Origin of the sequence: Empedobacter sp. UBA7494 (assembly GCF_002478465.1) — a bacterium.
Lineage (GTDB): Bacteria > Bacteroidota > Bacteroidia > Flavobacteriales > Weeksellaceae > Empedobacter > Empedobacter falsenii_B.
In genome coordinates, this window is record NZ_DLOC01000029.1 from 1 (window position 1) to 20700 (window position 20700).

Sequence of the window (20700 nt, forward strand, 5' to 3'; positions counted from 1 at the left end):
TAGAAACTTTTTATTGAAATATGGTAAGGTCAAAAATCCTAATGATTTTCCTACATTTCAAATTAATCAAAATAATAATACAATAATATTAAATAAAAACTCTACTTTTAAGTGTTCTTAACAAGGGGGAGATTACAATAAGAATTGTTCATGATAGCACTATTTTTCATGACCTGTGAAAGTTCTAAACCAATATATTCTAAATCCTTTGCTTGATTCAATACATAAAGTAAATGCTTACAATTTCCATGACCTAACTCTAATATTTGTTCTTTATTTTGTAATTGTAAATGATCTATTGTCGTTTTTATCATTCCAAAATTACTTTCATTTATTTGCTCACCAACTTCAATTCCATCGTCTCCATTTGGACAGCTCAATTGTTCCGCAAGATTTTGTAAATCAATATTATTTTTCATTAAATTTATTTATATAGAATAATTCTAAATTAATAAATATTAATCATTGTACACGTGATTTTAATCATTTAAAAATTACATCTTATCTTTGAAAAATAGTAAAATAGATGAAGGATATTATACGAACTGAAGAAGAAGATGATTTCAAATTGTTTTGTTTGGAATCTGTAGCAGATATTGAAGAGCAAAATGATTCGCAATTATTGGAATTTTTGGAACATTTGGCGCGAGAATTTCAGATTACAAATGTTTATAAAACGACTGATAGCTTTGAAGGTTTCGAAGAAAGTTTGACCAATCTTCTTTATCATGATAAATATTTTAGAGATTATAAAATCATTTATTTAGTTTTTGAAGGCGAAGGAAATCAAATTCAAATTGATGATTATTACTATAGTTTGGAAGAAGTAGCAGAAATTTTTCAAGGAAAACTAACCGATAAAATTGTTCATTTTGCAAATACAATGAGTTTAGATTTGGAAGACGAAAGTTTTCAATATTTTATTGATGTTACAGGGGCAAAGGCCTTATCTGGATACGTAAATCCTTCTCCGATTTTGAGTACAATTTTAGATCAATATTATTTTTGTTTAGCCAAAGAAATTGATGACGAAGAAGAGCTTGTACATGCATTGTTTGATAGACATGCCAATATATGCCTAAAATTAGGATTTAGATTATATCATTAAAACTAAATTAACTACACAAAAAACTTGGAGATATTAATACTTTAGTTAAAATGAAAAGTGCACACTTATATACAATTTAAAATTATAGAGATAGAAACTGCAAGATTTAATTCTTAAAAATAATGTATAAAAAATTACATTAATATAAACTTAAACAATTCATTTATGTATTTTAAGATAAATGCTATATCATTTTTTTAATTTTATTACCATAAAATGCCCTCAAACAGTGTTTAACTTTTTAGGAGCAATCTGCATTTTTGAGATTTTATTATTATTTCAATTTCTCTTTTAAGAATTGAGCTGTGTAGGACTCTTTTACTTTGACAATCTCTTCTGGCGTACCTTCGGCAACCAAATAACCGCCTTTCTTCCCTCCTTCTGGACCAAGATCAATCACCCAATCGGCTACTTTGATAATATCCATGTTATGTTCGATTACAAAAACAGAATGTCCCAAATCAATCAAAGCACGTAATGCTTTAATCAATTTCTGAATATCATGGAAATGCAGACCTGTAGAAGGCTCATCGAAAATAAACAAGGTTTTGTTTGTTGTTTCTCCTTTCGTCAAGAAAAAAGCCAACTTTACACGTTGCGCCTCCCCTCCAGAAAGTGTATTCGACGATTGCCCAAGTTTTACATAACCCAAACCGACATCTTGCAATGATTTCAGTTTTTCGACAATTTTATTTTGCTGATGCGTTGCAAAAAAGTCAATTGCTTCATCAATTGTTAGATTTAAAATATCTGAAATCGATTTTCCTTCGAATTTAACTTCTAAGATTTCCTTCTTGAAACGTTCGCCACGGCAATCTTCACAAACCAGCTCTACATCAGCCATAAACTGCATTTCGATGGTAATTGTCCCTTCTCCTTTACATGCATCACAACGTCCGCCATCTACATTAAACGAAAAATGTTTTGGTTGAAATCCCATCACTTTACTTGCTTTCTGATTGGCAAATAAATTTCGGATATCATCGTAAGCTTTTACATACGTCACAGGATTAGAACGCGAAGATTTCCCGATTGGATTTTGATCGATTAACTCAATTCCTTCCAATTGTTTTAAATCTCCAACTAACTCATCAAAATCACCGATTTTATTTCCAAAAATCTCAAAATAACGCTGAACCGCTGGTGCTAAAATATCTTTCATTAAGGTAGATTTCCCTGAGCCCGAAACACCTGTAATAACGGTTAATTCGTTCAGAGGAAATTTAACATCAATATTTTTTAGATTATTTTCTCTTGCTCCAATAATTTTTAAATAATTAGGAGATTTTAAACGTTTTTTAGGAACTTCAATCTCTAATTTTCCGTTCAAATATTTAGATGTTAATGTATCACCTTTTAATAATTCATCATAGGTTCCTTCAAAAACTACTTCACCTCCATTTGTTCCCGCTTCTGGACCAATATCGATGATATAATCAGCAGCTTTCATAATATCTTCATCATGTTCTACCACAATCACTGTATTGCCCAAATCGCGTAAACGATGTAAAATCGTAATAAATTTGGCTGTATCACGCGAATGTAAACCAATCGAAGGCTCGTCTAACACATACATCGAACCAACCAAACTACTTCCCAAAGAAGTTGCTAAATTGATACGTTGTGATTCTCCTCCAGACAACGTATTCGAAGCACGATTTAGCGTTAAATATTCTAAACCAACATCTAACAAAAACGTTAAACGCGATTTAATTTCGTATATAATTCGACCCGCTATTTGCTGGTCATATACATTAAATGTAATACTTGTAAAGAAATCATTCAACTCATTCAAAGGTAAATCAACCAAATCATTAATCGATTTATCCGCAATTTTCACGTAATTCGTTTCCTTACGCAAACGCTTTCCTTTACAAGTTGGACAAGTTGTTTTACCACGATAACGAGACAACATTACACGATATTGAATTTTGTATGTATTCTCCTCAACCATTTTAAAAAAACCGTCCAATCCTTCCCAATCGTTATCTCCGTGCCATAAATAGTCTTTTTGCTCTTCGGATAATTCAAAATAAGGTTTATGAATTGGAAAATCTACTTTTTGAGAAAGTTTGATAAAATGATTTTTCCATTCGCCCATTTTCTCGCCTTTCCAAGCTACAACTGCATCTTCGTAGATAGACAACGATTTATTTGGAACGACAAGGTTTTCCTCAACTCCAATTACTTTCCCGTAACCTTCGCAAGTTGGACAAGCTCCATAAGGATTATTGAAACTAAAGAAATGAATAGTTGGTTCATTAAAAATCAAACCATCTGATTCGAATTTATTTGAGAAATATTTTACCGAATTATCTTCTACATTTACAATCGCTATTTCTCCTTTTCCTTCGAAAAAAGCCGTATCGATAGAATCTGCCAAACGATGATAAAAAGATTCTTCGTCCTCTGTTGGCAAAGCGATACGATCAATGACAAGATGAACATCATTTTCGGGTTGAGGTTCGAAATTAAATGAAATTAGATCTTCAATTTTCACTTGATTTCCATCTACACTCAAACGTGTAAACCCTTGTTGTTGAAGAATGTTTAAATGTTCAACAAACGAACGTTCCTCTGGCACAACTAATTTTATTTGAAGAATAAATTTAGTTTCAGCCGCAAAAGTTTTTAGATAATCAATTACATCTGTCACCGAATCCTTTTGAACTAATTCTCCTGTAATTGGCGAATATGTTTTCCCGATTCGTGCGTACAACAACTTTAGATAATCGTAAACTTCTGTTGTTGTCCCAACTGTAGAACGCGGATTCGTAGAATTTACTTTTTGCTGAATCGCTATTGCTGGCGCTATTCCTTTGATATAATCAACTTGAGGCTTATCCAATTTTCCTAAAAACTGACGTGCATAAGACGATAAACTTTCGACATAACGACGCTGCCCTTCCGCATACAACGTATCAAAAGCCAAAGTAGATTTCCCAGAACCAGACATCCCAGTAATCACGACTAATTTATTTTTTGGAATCGCTAAATCAATGTTTTTTAAGTTGTGCAGTTTTGCACCTTTAATCAGAATAAATTCTTTCGGATCAAGTTGATTGATATCTTTTTTCATCGTGGAGCAAAGTTAAGTTATTTTAGAAAGTTAAACTTAATTGCAACAAAAATTAGTCATAAAATATAACGTATAAAAAAAGAACAGATTTAGTTAAAATATAAAAGCGCATCAACATGTTGACGCGCTTTTTCAATAAAAAAATAAAAATTTATACCTGAAATAATAAATAATTTTCTTCGTTTAACTCTTGATATCCAACATCGTACACATAAAAAATCGTGCCATTTTTTGATTCATCTACATTTGTAATGTACTTAAAATCAAAGTTTCTCAAACTCAATTCGTTTTTATTTACCGAACGAGCTCCTTCTTCTAATAAAGTTTTTAAGATACGATTATTTTTTCTTAATCTGTTGTTAATATTTCGTACAATTTCTACTTTATCACGGTTAAGATTATTATTATAAGAATTTCGACAAAAATCGTTACAAAACTTTTTGTCTTTTCGACCAAATAAAGTTTGGTTACATTGAAGACACGTATTCATAAGATAGATTTTAGGTTATTTAAATACAAATATAAAAAAAAGTTAATCAATTTACAAATACTTAACATTATACCCTTTTCTACTTTAAAACGAAAGTATTAAATATTTAGTAAATGTTTATCATCTTATTTATTATTTTTGTTTAAATTTTATTGATTTTGAAAATTCTAAATAAATTACCCGACCCTTTTATTCTGTTTTTATTCGTTGCCATTGTTGTCGCATATTTTTTCCCAGATATTAGTTTGTGGTCTTACAAGGATTTCAATCTGAATACAATAATTGATATTGGAGTTATCTTAGTATTCTTTTTTTATGGATTAAAACTTAATTGGAAAGAAGTTTTTAAAGATTTAGCAAATTGGAAAATGCATGTCTTGATTCAATCCATCACATTTATATTTTTTCCATTATTAGTCTTGTGTTTCTATCCTTTCATAAAAAATTACCCAATTTATTTTACTCTGTATGTCGCAATATTTTATTTAGCCGCGTTACCAAGTACAGTTTCTTCGTCAGTTGTAATGGTTTCTATTGCGAAAGAAAATATACCAAGTGCTATCTTTAACGCAAGTATTTCTGGACTAATAGGTATTGTTGTTACACCGCTTTGGATGAGTTTGTTTTTATCAAAAAGTAATGGTGAATTTGATTTATTAGGAACTTTTTTGGATTTAGTTCTTAAAATTATTTTACCTGTTTTTATCGGAGCTCTTCTTCAACCTTATTTAGGGTTCTTTTACAATAAATATAAAAAGCAATTCGGTAATTTAGATAAACTAACCATTGTACTTATTGTTTACAACAGTTTTAGTCATACTTTTTTGGATGGATTATTTACAAAATTAGGCGTTCTTCCGTTGTTGGCAGTTTTCATAATTGTAGTTGCGTTATTCTTTTTCTTTTTCAAACTTTCAAAATGGATTGGTAAGAAAATGAATTTTAATCGAGAAGATGATATCACAATTCAATTTTGTTCGACTAAAAAATCATTGGTTCATGGCTCGGTAATTGCAGCAGTTATTTTTACGGGAGATATCGGTATTTATTTGATTCCGGTTATGCTTTACCACACTTTTCAGTTAATTTATATCAGTTATATCGCTAATCAATATGCTAAAGAAGTTGAATAAAACTTATCGAAGTATCCTTATTTTTCTATTTCAAATTATTTTATTTTCGATACTATTTTCAATCGAAAGCGTTGATGATTTCATCGTCAATCATCTTACATTTCCAATTTCAGGATTTATTGCAAAAATTACGAATTCAGTTCATTTTCCTGTTGGAGAATTGTTTTATTTAATCATTGGAATAATCGGTTTTGTATTGATTTTTAAATTGATTCGAAGTTTTTTCAAATCGAAAGAAAAAGTTTCGCATTCAATTTATTGCATTATGATTTTTGTAAACTGTATCTATTTTATTTACACGTTTGCTTGGAGCGTGATGTACAAAAAACAAACATTAACTATTGACAAAGAAAAAATCGTTATTCAACCTAAAATTCTGAAAGAAATCTATTGCTACGAACTTGATAAAGCAATATCAGCAAGAAATTTAATCGAACACAATGATTCAACAACAACGATAAAATTCAAATCTAATTTAAAAGATTATAATCAAGAATTTTTTGCTTTACAACACCAAGTAAATAATGTAAAATGGTTAAAAAATTATCGATTATTAAAAGATACACAATACAAATTATCTTGGATTTCGGAAATGCAAAATTATATGGGTATTTTGGGATACTATAACCCTTTTACGGCAGAAGCAAATCTGAACAGATACAATACAAATTTGAAACAACCTGCAACACTTTTCCACGAATATGGACACCAAATGGGATTTGCATCAGAAAGTGAAGCTAATTTTTTAGCTTATTATTTAGGTACAAAATCTAGAAATCCTGAAATTAATTATTCGTTTTATTATAAAAGTATTTATACGCTTTTAGGTGCTATTTACAAATCTGATCCGTATTTTGTGAAAATGGAATTGGATAATATGCATTCTAAAATAAAGCAAGACAGAAAAGCCGAATTAAAACATTATTTGAAATATGAAGGTGTTACGAGCGATACTTTTTCTGAGTTAAATAATCAGTTTTTGAAGGCTAATAATCAAGAAGGAACTATAAGTTATAGCAAATATGTCGAATTGATTTATTTGTTATATCAGACAAAAAAAGCAACGAATTAATCGTTGCTTTTATATTATTGTTAAAGTTCTAAATCATTTAAAATTAATTTTTCCACCAGCTAATTTTTTCTGATTACGTTGCGTTGGATTACCATAAATATCAATCACTCCTCCTGCTCTAGTTTTTGCATCTACAGATTTCTCCGCTCTCGCTTCTATTACTCCTCCTGCATTTGTTGTTAAACTTGCTGTATCAGAATTTAATGTTTTCGAATAATATTTCCCTCCAGAATTTGCAATTACAGTCTGAAATTCAGTATCACCAGTTAAAATTACTTCAGCACCAGAATTTATTTTGACTTCTAATTTTGATGTTTCGATTGGTAATTTGATAGATGAACCTTCGTTAGATGTCAAATACAATGCTTGTGATTTTACAACATCATCAGAATAAATGCGAGAACCTTGACTTGCCTGAATTTCGTATAATGATTTGTAATAAACCTTAACCGTTGCTTCTCCTCCTTGCATCAATTTGGTTCCTGTCATTTTCAATTTCAGTTCACCTTTGTTATTTTCAACTTGAACATCGCTCGCATTAACTCCATCTACTTTCACTAGGTTTTCGTTTGATGAAATTAATTCAACTGGAATTTTATCATAAACTTTTAAGATATTAAAATCTCCAACATTTATCTCTTCTTGCGCAAATGCAAAAGTTGAACAAAATATAGCGGCTGCTGATAATACGATATTTTTCATAAAAAAAGTTTTCTAATTTGATTTGAAATTATGCAAAATTTAAACCAAAAAAGAAAACTTAAGTTATTTTTAAGATATATTGTAAGAATTATTTCGCTCCTTCAGCTGTTAATTCTGCAATACGTACAATAATTTCTGTTGCTTTTTCCATAGATTCTACCGGAACATATTCGTAAGGTCCGTGGAAATTATGACCTCCAGCAAAGATATTAGGACAAGGTAATCCCATAAAAGATAAACGAGCACCATCTGTACCTCCACGAATTGGTTTGATGTTTGGCGTAACTCCACAATCTTTCAAAGCTTGTTCAGCAATTTCAACAGATTGGAATTTCTCTTTTACTTTCTCAATCATATTAAAATATTGATCAGAAACTTCTGCTGTAATTACTTCATGATCAAAACGCTCTTGAATATCAGCAGCAATTTGTAAAAATAAAGCTTTACGCGCTTCATATTGCTCCATATCGTGGTCACGGATAATGTAAACCATTTTTGCTTCAGATACATTTCCTGTAATTTTAGCTAAATGAAAGAATCCTTCGCGACCATCAGTTAATTCAGGAACTTCGTCGTTTGGTAATTGCGCAGCAAACTCCATTGCAATATTAGATGCATTAATCATCTTATCTTTTGCATAACCTGGGTGAACAGATTTACCTTTTATTGTCACAATTCCAGATGCAGCATTAAAGTTTTCGTACTCTAATTCTCCAATTTCAGAACCATCCATTGTGTAACCCCATTCAGCACCAAATTTCTCTACATTAAAGAAATCTGCACCACGACCAACTTCTTCGTCAGGTGTAAATCCAATAGCAATACGTCCATGTTTAATTTCTGGATGAGCAATCAAATACTCTGCAGCAGTTACAATTTCAGCAACACCAGCTTTATCATCAGCACCTAATAATGTTGTACCATCAGTCGTAATGATAGTTTGACCTTTATATTGAGATAATTCAGGAAATTCGTTTGGTGATAAAATCATTGATTCGTTCAATTTGATATCTCCACCATCATAATTTTCCCAAATTTGAGGTTGTACATTTTCTCCAGAAAAATCTGGCGATGTATCCATATGAGAAACAAACCCAATTGTAGGCACTTCGTGATCAACTGTAGAAGGAACATATCCGAAAACATAACCATTTTCATCAATAGAAACGTCTTCTAAACCGATTTGTTTTAACTCTTCAACCAAATAATTTGCTAAATCCCATTGACGGTCTGTACTTGGAAATTTATCTAAAAAAGCTTCACTTTCAGTGTAAGTTTTAACATATTTCAAAAAGCGTGTTACCAACTTTTCTCTCCATTCTGTTTGCATTGCGTTTTAATTTTTGTCAAAATTACTAAATTATCTACCTTTAAGGCGCAAATAAACCAAAAAAATGAGTGAGCTAACTTTTAAAATTATTGAATGTCCTCGTGATGCAATGCAAGGACGCAAAGATTTTATTCCAACTGATAAGAAAATCGATTACTTAAATCGTTTATTGACTGTTGGTTTTGAAGCGATAGATTGTGGAAGTTTTGTTTCGCCAAAAGCGATTCCACAGATGGCGGATACGAAAGAAGTTTTAGATAATATTGATAAAACCAATTCAAAATCGAAATTATCTGTTGTTGTGGCCAACAAAAGTGGCGCAATGAAAGCTGCTGAGCACGAAAAAGTGGATATTATTGGATTTCCTTTTTCTATTTCAGAGAATTTTCAACAATTCAACACAAATAAAAGTCGTGAAGAAGCGTTCGAAATGGTGAAAGAAATCAACCAAATCGCAAATGATAATGGTAAACATATGTTAATTTATCTTTCGATGGCGTTTGGAAATCCTTATGGAGAAACTTGGAATGAAGAAATCGTAAAAGAATGGTCAAAAAAAATGGCTGATATTGGAATTTCTTCGATCAATTTATCAGATACAATTGGTGTTGCAGACGAAAAAACAATTGTTGATTTGTTCCAAAATTTGATCCCCCATTATCCAGAAATTGAATTTGGCGCGCATTTTCATACCGTTTATACCGAATGGCATTCTAAAGTACAAGCCGCTTATGATAATGGTTGTCGTCGTTTTGATGGTGCTATAAAAGGTTTGGGCGGATGTCCAATGTCAAAAAGCGATATGGTCGGAAATATGCCAACCGAGAAGCTAATTAGTTTCGCAAATGAGCATAAAGAAAAACATGGTTTGAATCTTTTTGATTTCGAATCTTCTTGGAATGTTTCTTTGCGTACATTTGGCTTAGTTTAATCTTAACAATAAACTAAAAAATCAATTCTTTTGTTAAAGGAAATTAAAATATGTTGGACTTTAACAAAAAAAGTTAAATTTGCTCATCGGTAAGTTTTTTATCGAGCTTAGAATATTAAAATGAAATTAAAGTATATGAAATTTAAATCGAGTATGATGTTGCTAATTGCAGCATTATTTACGGTAAATACTTTTGCACAAACAGCAAAACCAACACCAAAACGTCTTGCTAAAGTAGATGGTATAGCTGCTGTTGTTGGAGATCAGATTGTTTTAGAGTCTGATGTAGATCGTGACTATTTAATGTCGAAACAACAAGGGATGAAAGTCGAAGACAAATGTGATTTCCTAAATGACATTATGTTAGACAAAATGTTGGTTGATCGTGCAAAACAAGATACTTTAATCAAAGTGACACAAGACGAGGTAACTCGTCAATTAAACAACCAAATCGAAGGTTGGATTGCTCAAGCTGGAGGAGAAAAACAAATTTTAGACTATTTTGGATTCCGTACAATGGCGGAAATGAAAAACGAAACTAAATATATCGTAGAAGATAATATTTATGCACGTAACAAAAGAGAAATGGTTGTAAAAGGCGCTGATGCAACGCCAGAAGAAGTTCGTTTGTTTTTCGAAAAACACCAAGGTGAGTTACCAGACGTAAAAGACGAAGTTTCGATTAGCCATATTGTAACTTATCCTGAAGTTTCGCAAGAAAATCAACAAAAGATTATCGATCAATTAAAAGAAATCAAAAAAGAAATTGAAGAAGGTGCTTCTTTTGCTACGAAAGCAATTTTATATTCAGAAGATCCAGGTTCTGCAAGTAATGGTGGTGAATATAAAAAAGTTTCTCGTGGTAAAATGGTAAAAGAGTTTGATGCGGTTGCATTTAACTTACAAGAAGGTGAAATTTCTGATCCATTCAAAACTGATTTTGGATATCATATTATTAAGTTAGAAAAACGACGTGGACAAGAATTAGATTTGCGTCATATCTTGATTACGTTGAAACCAACGGAAGAAGAAATAAAAAAGGCTTATAATAAATTAGATTCGATTCGAGTTTTAATTAACGACGGAAAAATGACATTTAAAGATGCTGCATTAAGATTTTCTGATGATAAATACACAAAATTTAACTCAGGAAATATCATGAACCAAAATTCTGGTGACGATCGTTTCGAGAAAATGGCTTTGCCTCTACCAATGTTTACAGCGATTGCAACATTGAATGAAGGAGATATTTCTCAAGTTTTCGAAGATGATTTTGATAACAGAAAAGCGTTAAGAATCTTAAAAATCAATAAATTTTATCCAGAGCATAAAATCAATTACCAAGATGATTACTATAGAATTCAAAAATTTGCAGTTCAAGATAAAGAACGTACATTGTTGATGGATTGGGTAAAACGTCAAGTTGGTGATGCTTACATTAAAATTGGAAAAGAATACCAAAGTTGTAATTTCCCGATCGATTGGGAAAAGAAAAACCAAAAATAATAAAACAAAAAACCTCGAGAAATTCTCGAGGCTTTTTTTATGTTTTAAAAATAAATAATCTTATTTCGCAATTGGAACTTGAGAAGGCCAAATTAATTTACTTGGATCAAACCCTACTTTTTTTACCGAATCAGAAAACCTGTCTTTTACCTTATCCGAGATCTCTTTCTTACGCGATAAAATCCATAACTTTTTATAATCTTCACTTGCAACTAACGCATTGTTGTAATCTTTATCAAAATCGATAACATACAATTTCTTTGCAAAAATTGGTAAAAACGTTGTCGAAAACAACCCAACATTTTCGATGTCTTGTGCTGCAATTCCTTCAATCTTTTCCCACCCTTTTTTCTTCGCATTATAGCCGCGCACAATCACTTCCAATTGTCCATTTTCTTCGTTCAAATTAAAACGATGCGTCACATTCGTTTGTCCTTTTTGCGCTTTATTTTCCAAACGTGCAATTTCGTACCAACGTCCTAAAAATCCACCTAAATCAAAATTTTGAGCAGGTTTGTATTTTACATTTTTCTTATTGTGATTAACGATATATGCTGTTGTCCCTAACGCTAATGCTGCAAGGGCTAATTTCTTAAAATTCATTTTACTAAAACTTAGGTTGCAAATGTATCAATAATATTAAAGTTGAAAAAATATGATTTCATATTTTGAATTAATTAAAGTTTTATTTAATTTTATTAAAACTAATTTTAATATTATTTAATATAATGAAAAAACTTCCTGTTATATGCCCCAGTTGTGCCGAAGAATTAGCAGTCGAAAAATTAATTTGCAACCATTGCGAAACACAGGTTGTAGGAAACTATGAACTTCCTTTATTTCTGAAGCTTACAAATGAAGAACAAGCATTTATTATGCAATTCTTTGTCAACTCAGGAAGTTTAAAAGACATGGCAAAAGAATTTGAAGTCAGCTATCCAACCATGCGAAATAAAGTAGATGATTTGATTAATAAAATAAAAACAATGTCCGATGAATAAAGAATTTTCAGTATCGATGTCGCTATTTTTTAAGGTTACAACTGCTATTTTAATTGTATTATTAATCTTAATTGGAGGAATATTGTTTAAAGAAACAGAAATATATGTTGCGGTGATTTATGCAATCATTATTTATCCGTTGTTTGCGTATTATTTTTTAATCTCTTTAAATAAAATTAAAGTTGATTTGAATAATATTTATCTTATTTCAAAAGTCAAAACGAGTATTATTCCGATAAATGAAGTGAAAATTATTAAAAGAAAATCTCAAAATAATTTGATGATTATAGGTGCACGAGGCGTTTATGGTTTGATAGGAAGATCTATGGACAATTATCGATGCAATATAAAAAATCGTACAAAACTTGTTGCTATTGAATTAGAAAATGTAAAATATTTGGTGAGCTGCGATCAGCCAGATGAATTTGTTAACACAATAAATACACTAAAAAATGATAAAGAAACTCCTTAATCCATTTGCATATTTCGATGAAAAAATACTGTTCATTATTGGACTATTTTCGCATTTCCTTTTCACTTATATCGCCAAAATTACTGAATCTTTTTTCCCTGATTTTTTAAGCATTAAGAAAAATGGAATTTCTTATTCTTATCTCGATTTGTTGTATCAAAATACGAGAAATTTAGTAATTGCAATCCTCATATTTTACATTTTAGGAAAAATCATCAATAACAGAACACGAATTATAGACATTGTAAACGTTGTTTTAATCTCAAGAATCGCTTATTACATTGTATTCATAACGGATTTTATCCCAATTGTAAACAAAAGTATGAACAAAGTTCTAAAAGGAATTACAACAAATAATCTCGAAGTTTTACATGAAGCCCCAACAATGATTGTACTTGTAATTGTAGCTTTTATTGCGATATTTTTCTTGTGTATAATGCTCTATTTTTTATACATAGGTTTCAAAACTGTTACAAACATGAAAAATACAAAACAAGTTTTTGCTTTCATTGCTACCTTGTTATTTATCATTGTTTTAACCACAATATTATCATTATTAATACCACAAAAAATATGAAAAAAGTTTTATTTTTCTTTATACTTATTTGTTCTACAGTTTTTGGTCAATCAAAAAATGATTTCACATAATCAGATATTCAACTTAACGAAAATCAAGTTAAATTATTTGGAACATTATGTTTACCTCAAAATGCAAAATCTAAAATACCAATTGTTTTATTAATTTCTGGTTCTGGACCAACAGATAGAAATGGAAACAATAATATGATGATTAATAACTCTTTGAAATATTTAGCTCATAGTTTAGCTGAAAAAGGAATTGCATCTATTCGCTATGACAAAAGAGGAATCGGAGAAAGTTCTATTGCTAATTTGGACGAGTCTAAACTTACATTTGATGATTACGTTGAGGACGCAAGGAATTGGATAACTTTCTTAAAAAAAGATAAAAGATTTGGTTCTATTTCAATAGCTGGACACAGCGAAGGTTCATTAATTGGAATGCTTGCATCTTCAAAAAATGTCGACAAATTCATCTCGATTTCTGGTGCAGGAGAATCTATTGACCAAATACTTAAAAAACAATTAAATCTACTTCCTGAACAATTAAAAACCGAATCGTATGCTATTATAGATTCTTTGAAAAATGGAAATACTGTAAATAATATTAATCCTAATTTATCTTCATTATTTCGTAAAAGTGTACAACCTTATTTAATTTCTTGGATTAAATATAATCCTGTAAATGAAATCAATAAATTAACTATTCCTTTTTTAGTGATTCAAGGTGATGTGGATATTCAAGTTGATACGGAGAACGCTAAAAACCTATCTCCTAAATCTGCTGTTATTATCAAAGGGATGAATCACGTTTTAAAAAATGTTACTTCAAAAGATGATTTATCTTCTTACAACAACCCAGAACTTCCAATAAATATAGAATTAGTAGAATTCATTTCTAATTTTATCCTCAAAAACTAACTATAAAAGACAAAGCAAATTGCTTTGTCTTTTTATTTAAGAATTAACAAGCTGTTCCTCCTTCAAAATTTGTCATTGTAGTTTTTTATCAGATTTTCGAGTGATTGTCATTGTTCCATTAGCTAAAACTGAATCAGATTCTACATTTTGTTCTCCAATTTTTGCATTAATTTCGATAATATAATCATCATTCTCTAAACGCAACGTATATTCGTTTTCAGTAGATTTAGTATCGTCATTTTTAGAAGAAAAACTTCTTTTTTTCCATTTATAGTAGCTACTGGAATTGATTTTTAATAGAAAACACATTTTCTCAATCGGAAATTGGCGCCCATGATTCTTTATGAATCTATATTTCATCGACCGTTCTTGGAGAAAATGCTGATTGCTTTTTTTAAGATATCACGTTCTAGTTCAGTATCTCTAAAATTTCGCCTACTGTAACCTTTCCAAAATAATCCGTTACATCAATAGAATTCAAAACTTTTGCAATTTCTTCTTCATTGTCTTTTACACCAATTAGTTTATTTTCTAAACCTTCAATCGATTCTGAAGCGAAAAAATCACCAAATATTTTAACTTTTTCGATTGTTCCGCCTCGCTCTACATTCAAGTGAACTTCAATAAAACCTGCTGGAATTTTCTTCGCGTTTTTGAAATTATATTTTGGTGAAAAACCAAAATTCCAATCCCATGTTTGGTATTTTTCTTCAATCAATTTCGCAACACCATTCAAATCTTCGGTTGTTAAATGATAAATTGTTGCTCCTTTATTTGTTTCTAACATTTCATCAATCAACAAAGCTTTCAACTCGTCCGTCGTCATTTCATTTGGAAAATATTCGATCAAATTAATCACACGCGCACGATTAGATTTGATGGCTTTATCCACATATTTTAAGGGATTAATTTTTAACGCATCGCCTAAAACAGACATGTCCGAATTAAAAAGGATCGTTCCGTGCTGAATCATTTTCCCATTACGAGCCAGTTTCGCATTTCCACTAAACTTTTTACCATCAACCAACAAATCGTTTCTTCCTTCCAATTTTGCAGGAACATTCAAACCGTTTAATAATTTGACAACAGGTTCTGTAAAAGTCGAAAAATCCATAAAATCATTCTGTCCCAATAACGTATGGAAAGAAAAATTTAGATTCCCTAAATCATGATAAACAGCACCACCACCCGACATGCGACGAACAACTTTTATATTATTCTCAGTCACATAATCCAAGTTAATTTCGGCCAATGTATTCTGAAATTTCCCAACAATAATTGACGGCGCATTGATATACAACAAAAAAATATCTTCCGTTGGATAATGATACAATAAATATTCTTCTAAAGCTATATTGAAATACGCATCGTGAGATGGCGAATCGATGATAATCATACAAATTATTTTTGCAAAGTTAGGAAGAAATTTATGGAATCAAAAAGAGACAACTTTCCTAAAAAAGTTGTCTCACCGCATTTATAATATAAACTATTAAAGAGAATGTTAAATGTTTGTCATCATTTAAATTCCAGTAAACATAATCCCTAAACTCATCCAAGTTGTTGGTAACGGAATTGCTCCAGCTTCGTTATATGTTGTGTTAAAAATGTTTTGCGCATCAAAATAAATACTCAAATTATTTTTGAATGAATGATTAATTCTTGCATCAGTAATCCAATAAGATTTATATGATTGACGTGTATTATAACGATTCGCTACACTTAAAGTAGTTCTTCCGATTGAATAATCTATAGTATTGATTAACTGATGTTTTAAACTTTCTATTTTATATTTAGAATTGTATTGATCATCCACATTTTTAAACTCAGAATCAAGATAAGAATAGCTCAAAGAAAACTTCAAATTTTGATTAGCAGAAAGATTTGCTAAGTACGAAACTTTCGTATTAAATCCGTGTGTTTTTAAATCTCCAAAATTTTGTGCTTGCCATGGTTCATTAGATGTTAAACGTACCCAATCGATAAAGTCTGTGATCGAACGATAAAAATAATAGGCATTAAACGTCCAATTTCTCTTGTTGTATTTGAAACCAATTTCTGTTTGAAAAGCCTTCTCAGATTCTACATTTACATTTCCTATATTTCCTGGTCGCTGATCCAAATATAAATCTGTAAACGAGGGAATTCGCTGGCTTGTACCTGCATTTACCATCAATTTCAAGTTCGAATTTACCGCATAACTCGCATCAATTCCTGGAAATGCTTGCCAACCATATTGCGAATTATAGTTAACATATGTTCCGACATTTACATTCAATTTTGGTGTAATATCCGTTTTATATTCCGCATAAAATCCAACATTATCGCGTGTATGATTTTTGATACTTGTGGATGAAATTTGCTCATTTCGGTATTCTACTCCTACTCCAATTTGCCCTTTATTCAATTGATACGTAGAATTCACTTCTCCCGAAATAGAATTTGAATAATGCAGAGAACGCGCTTTATTCAAATCATTTTTATAATAACGATAATCATCAAAATTGTATCGATAACTCACTCGTGGCGCTAAGGTAATTCGATCCGATAATTGATGCTTTGATTGAATGTTAACTAATGTTGTTTCAACCAATTCTTTCGAATTTTTATCACCCGGAGATGCATAAAAGCCATTTGCTCCAAATCCATTTTTCACATAACCATACGAAGCAACTAAACTATTGGCATCATCAAACTGAAAATTCCCTTGATAATACAATTTATTGTTCTCGTAAGCCGTATTGTATCGGTATCCATTTCCCCAATCATGGCTCACATACAACTGATGTTGATGCGTTTCTTTTGCCATATTCGCACCAAGTTGCACACCTCTACTTGCGTAGGTGTCACCTGTATCTTCGGTATCTTTCTTAAAACTTGTTCCAAAATAGGTATTCGCATAAACGCCCGTTTTCTTTGGTTGACGAGTGACAATATTAATAACACCTGTCAAACTATTATTTCCGTAAACACGAGCAGCCGGACCACGTACCACTTCAATTCTGTCAATCGCTTCTAGAGGAATGGGAAGATTTAACGCATTATGAGCCGTTTGATGATCCATAATTTTTACTCCATTCAACAAAATCAATGTTTGCTCAAAACTTCCGCCATCCATCGAAATATCAGCTTGCGTTCCAAACGGTCCTCGTTGACGCAAATCTATTCCAGATGCATACTGCAACACATCCTGTAAAGAACGTGCAGGTAATTTGTTTATTTCTGATTTACTTAACACATAAATGTTTCTATTTTCTTTAGAAAGTGGCGTATTCAGCCGGTTATCTAATATAGAAACTTCACCTATTGCAATGGTATCATTCGAATTTTGTGCAAAAATACTTTGTGCAGCTAAACACAATACCATGGTAATCTTCTTCATTTTTGACTAATTATTTATTTAATTGAGTTAAATCTGATGCGAAAGTAGTACCTTTCCGATCTATAAGAATATACCAGTTTACAGATAATGAATAGTCCGGCTGAAATACCATACAAAAGTTTTATAGAAATCGAACGCAATTCGGATACACCTATTTATCTTCAATTAGCGAATCAGCTGGCTAAAGCAATACAATTAGGCTATATTCCAAGTGGGACAAAATTACTTGGAACAAGACAATTAAGTGAAATTTTAACGCTTCATCGCAATACTATTGTCAATAGTTTTCAGGAACTTGAAGCTCAAGGTTGGATAGAAATCGTTCCAAATAAAGGAAGTTATGTATTAAGTCAATCTTCTCAAAAGTTTCAGAAAACCATTGTTCCAAAGCAATTTTCAATCAATTTGTATCCTGATAAAACAGGTTTTCAATTTGAACAATCGATACTTTTGGATAATCCGTACGAAAATTTTAATCAACGCTTATATTTAACCGATGGAACAATCGATCATCGGTTAGCAGAACTAAAACTTCCTGCTAAATTATATTCAGCTATTTTAAAAAGAAAAACGTCAATTTCAAAGGTAAATCAGTCCAAAAATGAGTACTTTTTAAAGAATTTAGCAAATTATCTCAATTTGACAAGAGGTTTACATATTTCGAAAGAGAATATTTTAGTGACGAGAAGTTCGGAAATTTCACTTTTTTTAATTGCAGAAATTCTACTGAAACAAAATGATGTTGTTGCGGTTGCAAATTTAAGTTATTATAAAAGTAACATGATTTTTCAGACACAATTCGCTAAAATCAAACAAATAAAAACGGATGAATTCGGAATTGATACCGACGATTTAAGAAAATTATGCGAGCAATTTCCAATACGAATTGTATATGTTACACCCCATCACCATTATCCGACAACGGTTACGCTAAGTTCACAAAGGAGAGTTGAATTACTACAACTTTCGCAGGAATTTGGATTTGCGATTGTGGAAGATGATTACGATTTTGATTTCCATTATAGCAATCATCCTATTTTACCTTTGGCAAGTTCGGATCAAAATGGAATGGTTGTTTACACGGGAAAATTTGGTCATTATCTTGCTCCAGGATACCGAATTGGATTTATTGTAGCGCCAAAAAATCTAATTCTCGAAACCAAGAAACATTTGTCCATTCTTGATCAGCAAGTTGATCCATTTATCGAGCAAGTTTTAGGTGAAATGATTAGCGAAGGTGAAATTAATCGAATTCTAAAAAAACATCGTAAAACTTATCGAGAACGCCGCGATTATTTTTGTCAGAAATTGAAAACTGAATTAAATGATTTCATCACTTTTACGAGTCCAAATGGAGGTTTAGCGGTTTGGATTAATTTTAATCAACCTATAAATTTGATGGAATTAAAACGAAATTGTGCAAAATATGAATTGTTTATTCCGCAAACAATTTTATATCAAACCCAACATCAAACTGAAATTCGCCTTGGATTTGCACATCTAAATTTTGAAGAAATAGATGAAGTGGTTTCAATTTTGAAACAAGAAATCACAAAAAAAGCTGAATAAATCTCAGCTTTTATATTTTATGTAGGATTGATTACAATTAACCTAAAATCAATGTAATAATTAATTCCGATAAAATAAATCAACGCTAAAAAAGCATAAATTATAGCTTGTTTTGACGGTATAATTTTGATTTTTTTTAGCAGAATTCCAACCAAAAAATTAAGTGTAATCAACTGTAAAACAACCAACAATGAATAGTGAATTATAAAATACATAACACTAGAAAAATTTACAATACGAATTGAGCCGTAACTATTGTAGGATTCGTGAAGAAATAATGCTAAACAACTTACAAAAGAAACAATAAAACTAAATAGTACAGAAATTAAAAATGTTTTAAGTATTGGGTTTATTATTTTTTTTCTCTCAACTTGAATGTCCACGTAAATTGAAATTCTGAAACAACATCTCCTTCCTCGTCTACACCTCTACTTGTCACATTTAGTGATACACCTTTCTTGGTTTCAATCGCTTCTTTTATAGCCGCATCTATTTTTTCTCCATCTTCGCACGTAAATACAATTTTACCAATAGCTTTTTTCAAATACTTCGATTGCATTCCCAAAACCAACATCGAAATATCTTCTCCTGATTTCGAAATCTTAGCATTTGCCATCAAACCAGAAGAAAATTCTGCTGCCATTCCTTGCACTGCCCAAAACATACTTTTGAATGGATTTTGATTAAGGAATCCATATTTTACTCGTGTCGAAACTTTATTTTCTTCCCACGACTCCAAACGAACACCCGCAATCCACGCAATCGGAATTTGAGTTGTCAATATATTTTTAAAAAGTTCTTTGTTCATATTTATAGATACTTGTGATTTTATTAAAAATCCAATATAAAAATAAATCTTGAAATTGAGAACTATAATTAAAACAGATTTTAAGTATTCCTATAAATTCAGCATCTTTTTCAATTTACTAATTGAATTTCTACTTACTTTAAAATGTTTGGCAACAGTTGAATTGGATAACTTATGCTCTTTTTGATAATTCAACATATATATAATATCTGATTTTTCATAGGCTCTATGTTTTTGATTTTCATGATCAATATTGTACGAAGTATCAAAAATAATCTTGTTTACACGTATAATATCTATTGAAGAAAAACTTTCTTTTTCAAAAAAAAATTTCACAAATTTTAATTTAGTTGGAAACTTCTCTACCACCAGATCAAAGTATATTTGTTTGTAGTTAGGTGCTATTTTTGGTATTTCTTGATCCATTTGTATAAGGTAGTTTTGGGTATTTTGTATTCTGGATATCCCCCTGAATTTTCCAGTGTAAGTTAAGCTACATTTTTTAAAAATTGTAAATTATTATTAAACTCAAAAATAGTTTTATAATTCAAAGCTTTATGTCTTCTATTTCTGTTATACCAAATTTCAATATATTCAAAAATTTGTTTTTTCATTTT

General features: G+C 30.7%; 22 protein-coding genes. 10 read left to right on the plus strand and 12 right to left on the minus strand.

What is annotated here, in order from left to right:
• Window positions 1–107 precede the first annotated feature (107 nt).
• On the minus strand, window positions 108–419 hold the full coding sequence (locus B4E95_RS02710) for a hypothetical protein (protein ID WP_291074742.1): 312 nt from the start codon (window positions 417–419) through the stop codon (window positions 108–110).
• A gap of 107 nt (window positions 420–526) precedes the next feature.
• On the opposite strand from B4E95_RS02710, the gene B4E95_RS02715 reads away from it, so the two are divergent.
• A complete protein-coding gene (locus B4E95_RS02715; protein ID WP_291074741.1) occupies window positions 527–1108 on the plus strand; it encodes a DUF6642 family protein in 582 nt (193 codons plus the stop codon).
• A gap of 274 nt (window positions 1109–1382) precedes the next feature.
• Here the strand turns inward: B4E95_RS02715 and uvrA are convergent, their stop codons facing one another.
• Together uvrA and B4E95_RS02725 are read right to left on the minus strand one after the other, a co-directional pair.
• The gene (uvrA, locus tag B4E95_RS02720) at window positions 1383–4187 is read right to left on the minus strand and encodes an excinuclease ABC subunit UvrA (RefSeq protein ID WP_291089749.1); all 2805 of its coding nucleotides are present in this window, start codon (window positions 4185–4187) and stop codon (window positions 1383–1385) included.
• A gap of 151 nt (window positions 4188–4338) precedes the next feature.
• Entirely contained in the window at window positions 4339–4677 is a 339-nt protein-coding gene (locus tag B4E95_RS02725) for a hypothetical protein (protein WP_291058774.1), read from the minus strand.
• Between the two features lie 158 nt (window positions 4678–4835).
• Between B4E95_RS02725 and B4E95_RS02730 the strand changes: the two genes are divergently transcribed.
• Together B4E95_RS02730 and B4E95_RS02735 are read left to right on the plus strand one after the other, a co-directional pair.
• Window positions 4836–5810 carry a bile acid:sodium symporter family protein gene (locus tag B4E95_RS02730; protein ID WP_291089754.1) on the plus strand — a complete coding sequence of 325 codons (975 nt, stop codon included), beginning with the start codon at window positions 4836–4838 and terminating at the stop codon, window positions 5808–5810.
• Complete coding sequence (locus B4E95_RS02735) at window positions 5791–6882, plus strand: DUF3810 family protein (RefSeq protein WP_219034592.1); 1092 nt, start codon at window positions 5791–5793, stop codon at window positions 6880–6882. The genes B4E95_RS02730 and B4E95_RS02735 overlap by 20 nt, the downstream gene beginning before the upstream one ends.
• A gap of 33 nt (window positions 6883–6915) precedes the next feature.
• Here the strand turns inward: B4E95_RS02735 and B4E95_RS02740 are convergent, their stop codons facing one another.
• Both B4E95_RS02740 and pepT read right to left on the minus strand, forming a co-directional pair.
• Window positions 6916–7584, minus strand: coding sequence for a head GIN domain-containing protein (locus B4E95_RS02740; protein ID WP_125350349.1), 669 nt, complete (start codon window positions 7582–7584; stop codon window positions 6916–6918).
• 88 nt (window positions 7585–7672) lie between these two features.
• Window positions 7673–8914, minus strand: a complete 1242-nt coding sequence (pepT, locus tag B4E95_RS02745) for a peptidase T (protein ID WP_115000674.1) — start codon at window positions 8912–8914, stop codon at window positions 7673–7675.
• Between the two features lie 64 nt (window positions 8915–8978).
• Between pepT and B4E95_RS02750 the strand changes: the two genes are divergently transcribed.
• Both B4E95_RS02750 and B4E95_RS02755 read left to right on the plus strand, forming a co-directional pair.
• Window positions 8979–9845 carry a hydroxymethylglutaryl-CoA lyase gene (locus B4E95_RS02750; RefSeq protein ID WP_291089757.1) on the plus strand — a complete coding sequence of 289 codons (867 nt, stop codon included), beginning with the start codon at window positions 8979–8981 and terminating at the stop codon, window positions 9843–9845.
• Window positions 9846–9980: 135 nt separating this feature from the next.
• Window positions 9981–11351: a peptidylprolyl isomerase gene (locus tag B4E95_RS02755; protein ID WP_286485166.1), complete on the plus strand. Its 1371-nt coding sequence runs from the start codon at window positions 9981–9983 to the stop codon at window positions 11349–11351.
• A 60-nt stretch (window positions 11352–11411) separates the two neighbouring features.
• On the opposite strand, the gene B4E95_RS02760 is transcribed toward B4E95_RS02755, so the two are convergent.
• Entirely contained in the window at window positions 11412–11954 is a 543-nt protein-coding gene (locus B4E95_RS02760; RefSeq protein ID WP_291078381.1) for a lipocalin family protein, read from the minus strand.
• A 125-nt stretch (window positions 11955–12079) separates the two neighbouring features.
• Here B4E95_RS02760 and B4E95_RS02765 point away from each other — a divergent pair, with 125 nt between their 5' ends.
• The 4 genes from B4E95_RS02765 (at window position 12080) to B4E95_RS02780 (ending at window position 14324) form a co-directional block, all read left to right on the plus strand.
• Entirely contained in the window at window positions 12080–12352 is a 273-nt protein-coding gene (locus tag B4E95_RS02765; protein WP_038331614.1) for a DUF2089 family protein, read from the plus strand.
• Window positions 12345–12824 (plus strand): PH domain-containing protein, encoded by a 480-nt coding sequence (locus B4E95_RS02770; protein WP_291089760.1) that lies wholly within the window; start codon window positions 12345–12347, stop codon window positions 12822–12824. The genes B4E95_RS02765 and B4E95_RS02770 overlap by 8 nt, the downstream gene beginning before the upstream one ends.
• Entirely contained in the window at window positions 12805–13401 is a 597-nt protein-coding gene (locus tag B4E95_RS02775; RefSeq protein ID WP_291089763.1) for a hypothetical protein, read from the plus strand. The genes B4E95_RS02770 and B4E95_RS02775 overlap by 20 nt, the downstream gene beginning before the upstream one ends.
• A gap of 77 nt (window positions 13402–13478) precedes the next feature.
• Window positions 13479–14324, plus strand: a complete 846-nt coding sequence (locus B4E95_RS02780; protein WP_349680101.1) for an alpha/beta hydrolase — start codon at window positions 13479–13481, stop codon at window positions 14322–14324.
• A 72-nt stretch (window positions 14325–14396) separates the two neighbouring features.
• Here B4E95_RS02780 and B4E95_RS02785 read toward each other — a convergent pair whose 3' ends face one another.
• The 3 genes from B4E95_RS02785 to B4E95_RS02795 form a co-directional block, all read right to left on the minus strand.
• The gene (locus tag B4E95_RS02785) at window positions 14397–14684 is read right to left on the minus strand and encodes a hypothetical protein (protein WP_291089769.1); all 288 of its coding nucleotides are present in this window, start codon (window positions 14682–14684) and stop codon (window positions 14397–14399) included.
• Window positions 14685–14733: 49 nt separating this feature from the next.
• Entirely contained in the window at window positions 14734–15720 is a 987-nt protein-coding gene (locus B4E95_RS02790) for a lipoate--protein ligase (protein ID WP_291089771.1), read from the minus strand.
• 126 nt (window positions 15721–15846) lie between these two features.
• Window positions 15847–17706, minus strand: a complete 1860-nt coding sequence (locus tag B4E95_RS02795) for a TonB-dependent receptor plug domain-containing protein (RefSeq protein WP_291089774.1) — start codon at window positions 17704–17706, stop codon at window positions 15847–15849.
• An 87-nt stretch (window positions 17707–17793) separates the two neighbouring features.
• Here B4E95_RS02795 and B4E95_RS02800 point away from each other — a divergent pair, with 87 nt between their 5' ends.
• A complete protein-coding gene (locus B4E95_RS02800) occupies window positions 17794–19275 on the plus strand; it encodes a PLP-dependent aminotransferase family protein (RefSeq protein WP_291064375.1) in 1482 nt (493 codons plus the stop codon).
• A gap of 352 nt (window positions 19276–19627) precedes the next feature.
• On the opposite strand, the gene B4E95_RS02805 is transcribed toward B4E95_RS02800, so the two are convergent.
• The 3 genes from B4E95_RS02805 to B4E95_RS13055 form a co-directional block, all read right to left on the minus strand.
• Window positions 19628–20083 (minus strand): DUF4442 domain-containing protein, encoded by a 456-nt coding sequence (locus tag B4E95_RS02805; protein ID WP_291064374.1) that lies wholly within the window; start codon window positions 20081–20083, stop codon window positions 19628–19630.
• Window positions 20084–20173: 90 nt separating this feature from the next.
• Window positions 20174–20509, minus strand: coding sequence for a helix-turn-helix domain-containing protein (locus B4E95_RS02810; protein ID WP_291089777.1), 336 nt, complete (start codon window positions 20507–20509; stop codon window positions 20174–20176).
• 62 nt (window positions 20510–20571) lie between these two features.
• Window positions 20572–20697, minus strand: a complete 126-nt coding sequence (locus tag B4E95_RS13055; protein ID WP_349680102.1) for an IS3 family transposase — start codon at window positions 20695–20697, stop codon at window positions 20572–20574.
• Between the last annotated feature and the right edge of the window lie 3 nt (window positions 20698–20700).